1 protein-coding gene is annotated in these 605 nt (G+C 55.4%); it reads right to left on the reverse strand.

Annotated features, from left to right (window positions below):
• Positions 1 to 605, reverse strand: a 605-nt coding sequence (locus ACXJ7R_RS35780) for a LysR substrate-binding domain-containing protein (RefSeq protein WP_457155896.1), incomplete at both ends; no start/stop codon positions are given.

Raw genomic sequence — 605 nt, forward strand, 5'->3', positions numbered from 1 at the left:
CAGGAAGGCATCCCGTGTCGAAAAAAGGCTTGCAACAAAGCTGTCGACCAGGGGTGATTCGGGTCGGTAAGAAGCCCTTAGCAGAAATGTATTGAACGGGAGCGGCGCCCCGAAACGCCGCATGAGGAGGCCCTTATCAAGGAACTCGACTGCGGTGAAAGGGTTGACGACTGCAATGCCGACGCCTCGCATGACCATTTCGCACACCGTAGCCGAATGATGAGCCTCGGCAGTTATCTTCCTCCGGATTCCGACGCTTTCAAATAGGCCGTCCAGCCGATATCTCGCCGGATCGTTGCCGGCGAAAGAAATCCATCTCTCCTTTTCCAAATCCTGCAGCGTGACCAGACCTTGACCGGCTAATCGATGTCCAGCCGGCAGGATGCAAACCTCGTTGCATTCTGCAAAGGAGAGCATTTTGACACCGTGAGGACTCACGGCAGATGCCGCAAGCCCTATGTCGAACCGCTGCGCACTCATGACCTCCGAGATAGCCGGCGACAATTGTGTGTCGACAGTAATCGTAACCTCATCGTGGTTCTTTTGAAAATCCCCAACGGCTGCGGCAATGAATGCAGCCGAAAAAACTGGCGCGCAGGCCACAC

This window comes from Mesorhizobium sp. P5_C1, assembly GCF_054049815.1.